Here is a 2,957-nt window from a genome sequence, read left to right as displayed (position 1 = left end):
CCCGCGGCGGCGCGGGTCGCCAGCCTGCGCGGTTCGGCCACCACCACGCGCAGTCCCCGCCCGGCCAGCGCCAACGGCACCAGGGTCGTCTTGCCCGTTCCGGGTGGGGCCACGACAACCCCGGTTCCGCCACGGTCCAGCTCGGCGCCGATCGTGCCCAGGTACGGGCGGACCGGCAGGTCGGGAAGCTCGGGCACGTGCTGCGTCATTCCCGGCACCGTATCCGGGGGCGTCAGTCGTGTTCGGTGCCCTGGGACGCCTCGGACGGGGCGGGCGGGACGACGGTCGACGGTGTCCGGCCGCCCTCGACGTTCGCGAGCAGCCGGGGATCGACCCGGCGGCCGTCGGGATCGACGCGCAGCACCGACACCTCGCCGGTGGTCTCCAGCACCGCCACGTCCACCTGATCCAGGTGGGTCACCCCGGCGAGACGCAGCTTCGCGTAGAGGTCGTTGCGGGTCATCTGCGCCCGGTCCAGGTTCTCGCTCAGCTCGTGTTCGTCCTGGATCAACAGCAGCGGACGGTTGTCCGCCAGACGCTCCACCCTGGGGCGTTTCCGCAGGTACGCGAGCAGGCTCTGGGTGGCGAACAGCACCCCGAGGGCCAGCGCGCCCTGCGCCAGGGAGATGTCCGGGCTGGTCGCGGTCGTGGCCATGATCGACCCGAACGCCACCGTGGCGGCGAAGTCGAAGTTGGTCATCTGCGAGAACGACCGCAGCCCCGCCACCCGGGAAAACCCGATCAGGGCGAGATAGACGGCCACGGTGGACACGGCGACGAGCGCGAGCGTCTGCCAGGAGGCGACCACGCGCACCTCCTCACTCGGTTGGGTACGGACGCTTCACCAGCGTAGATAACGCGCCGCGGGCGATGCCGCCGACCGGGGAACCGCGCTTCGCGGTGGCCCGGTGGCCCTCGGTGGCCAGGGCGAGTCGAGCCGCGGAGGCCACGGGCGTGGCACCCTGGCGACATGGCTGCGCAACGCAACGTCCTCGGCGGTGAACTGGAATCCTGCGGCACCGATCCGGTGACCGGCTTCTACCGGGACGGGTGCTGCAACACCGGACCCGAGGACCTCGGCAATCACACGGTGTGCGCGGTCGCGACCGCCGAGTTCCTCGACCAGCAGGCCCGGTCGGGTAACGAGCTGCGGGTGCCGGTTCCGCAGTACGGATTCGCCGGGGTCTCCCCCGGTGACCGGTGGTGCGTCTGCGCCGCCCGCTGGCAGGAGGCCGACGACGCGGGGGTGGCGCCGCCGGTCGTGCTGGCCGCGACGCACGAGCGGGCGTTGGAGGAGGTTCCGCTGGAGCGGCTGCGGGAACACGCGGTGGACGTGCCCGCCGACCCGGGCGGGCTCGTGTGATCCCGCCACCCGTCCCGCGGCGTCCGTGTGCGGGTCAGCGGCGGAGGAAGTCCCGCAATTCGGCGGTGAAGCGGTCCTTGTCCCCGGGCACCATCGCCAGCCCGTGCGAACCGCCCTCGTAGACCGACAGGGTAGCGCCGGGCACCAGTCGCACCGTGGCGCGGGCGGTGGCGTCGATCGGCACGATCCGGTCGTCGTCACCGTGGACGACCAGCGTGGGCACGTCGATGGCGTCGAGGTCCTCGTGGAACGCGGTGCCGGCGAACGCGTCGATACAGGCCAGGCCGCCTTCGAGGGTCGCGGCCATGGCCATGTACCAGAAGGCGTCCCGGTTGCCCCGGGTTGCCCGGGTGCCCTCGCGGTCGGCGCTGAAGAACGCGACGGCGGTGTCCTGCCAGAACTGGGACCGTTCGGTGGCCAGTCCCCGTTTGAGGTCGTCGAACACGTGTTGTGGCACCCCGGCGGGGTTCGCGGAGTTGTGCCGCAGCAGCGGGGTGATCGCCGACAGCAGCACGACCGAACGCAACCGACCGGTGCCGTGGCGGCCGACGTAGCGGGCGAGCTCTCCCCCGCCCATCGAGTGCCCCACCAGAGTGACGTCGGACAGGTTCAGCCCGGTGAGCAGGTCGTGCAGGTCGTCGGCGAAGGTGTCGAAGTCATAACCGGCGTAGACGGGGGTGGAGCGGCCGTGGCCGCGACGGTCGTGCGCGACGGCACGGTATCCGGCGTCGGCCACGGCCTTCAACTGGTCCTGCCACGCGTCACCGTTGAGCGGCCACCCGTGGAGGAACACCACCGGACGCCCCTGCCCCCAATCCCGGTAGAAGAGTTCGACGCCGTCGCGGGTGCGCTGGATCGGCATGGGTTCCCCTCTCCTCGAACGGTGCGGTCACGGGCGGCGCGTGAGGGCCTCCCCCGTGAACCTGTTCCCGTCGACGGGTCGGGGAAACGCATCGGCCGCGCCACCATGGCGGCGAGGACGCCGAGGCGGGCGCGGTGCTCAGCGGGTCGGCGGCGTTCCACCCGGGTCGTGGCCGAACAGGCCGGGCGCGCGGCGCAACGCGGGGGCCGAGTCGGCGATCGGCACCGCTTCGCCCCGGGTCACACCGGTGTGCCGGACAAGGTGGCGCCGGGCCATCCCGGGTGGGAGCAGCTGCCGTAGGCGGGCTCCGTGGGGGCGGGGGCGTCGTCGTGCCGCGGGACGGTGCAGCCGGTGCGGAGGAACGTGCCTCCCACCTCGACGTAGGTCTCCCAGTACTGCGGCGCCTCCGCGTAGTTCGGCTCGTAGGTGCTCTGCCGCAGCGCCAGGTCGGGCCTGCCGTCGCCGTTCAGCCGCACCAGCTCCGCCCCCGGGGCGTTGCCGACCAGTTCGTCGCTGACCGTGATGCCGTCGTCCCCGGTGAGCAGGGCGGTCAACGCGCCGGAGCCGTGCATGGCCTCGTCGAACCCGACGGTGCAGCGCCACGCGTCGCCCTGCCGTCCGCAGTCGCCGCCGGTGACGTCGCGGTGCCGCAGCACCGCGGTGTCGTGCAGCTCGTCGGCGACGTAGTAGGCGAGCACGGCCCGCCCGCCGGGCGCCGAGGTGTCCCGCCAC

At 72.8% G+C, this 2,957-nt stretch carries 5 protein-coding genes; 1 reads left to right on the top strand and 4 read right to left on the bottom strand.

Annotated features, from left to right (window positions below):
• Both SACHA_RS23000 and SACHA_RS0118340 read right to left on the bottom strand, forming a co-directional pair.
• The coding region (locus tag SACHA_RS23000) for a hypothetical protein (protein ID WP_039739710.1) at positions 1-209 on the bottom strand (209 nt) is incomplete at its 3' end.
• 23 nt (positions 210-232) lie between these two features.
• Complete coding sequence (locus SACHA_RS0118340) at positions 233-808, bottom strand: DUF421 domain-containing protein (RefSeq protein ID WP_019812131.1); 576 nt, start codon at positions 806-808, stop codon at positions 233-235.
• A gap of 162 nt (positions 809-970) precedes the next feature.
• Here SACHA_RS0118340 and SACHA_RS0118335 point away from each other — a divergent pair, with 162 nt between their 5' ends.
• On the top strand, positions 971-1,363 hold the full coding sequence (locus SACHA_RS0118335; RefSeq protein ID WP_019812130.1) for a DUF2237 family protein: 393 nt from the start codon (positions 971-973) through the stop codon (positions 1,361-1,363).
• A 34-nt stretch (positions 1,364-1,397) separates the two neighbouring features.
• On the opposite strand, the gene SACHA_RS0118330 is transcribed toward SACHA_RS0118335, so the two are convergent.
• Together SACHA_RS0118330 and SACHA_RS22995 are read right to left on the bottom strand one after the other, a co-directional pair.
• Complete coding sequence (locus tag SACHA_RS0118330) at positions 1,398-2,225, bottom strand: alpha/beta fold hydrolase (RefSeq protein ID WP_019812129.1); 828 nt, start codon at positions 2,223-2,225, stop codon at positions 1,398-1,400.
• A 239-nt stretch (positions 2,226-2,464) separates the two neighbouring features.
• Positions 2,465-2,957, bottom strand: a 493-nt coding sequence (locus SACHA_RS22995; protein WP_083935909.1) for a hypothetical protein, incomplete at its 5' end; no start/stop codon positions are given.

The sequence above is a fragment of the Saccharomonospora halophila 8 genome, from assembly GCF_000383775.1.
Taxonomy (GTDB): domain Bacteria; phylum Actinomycetota; class Actinomycetes; order Mycobacteriales; family Pseudonocardiaceae; genus Saccharomonospora; species Saccharomonospora halophila.
Note: the sequence above shows the minus strand (reverse complement) of the source record. Positions and strands in the feature narration are given on the sequence as shown.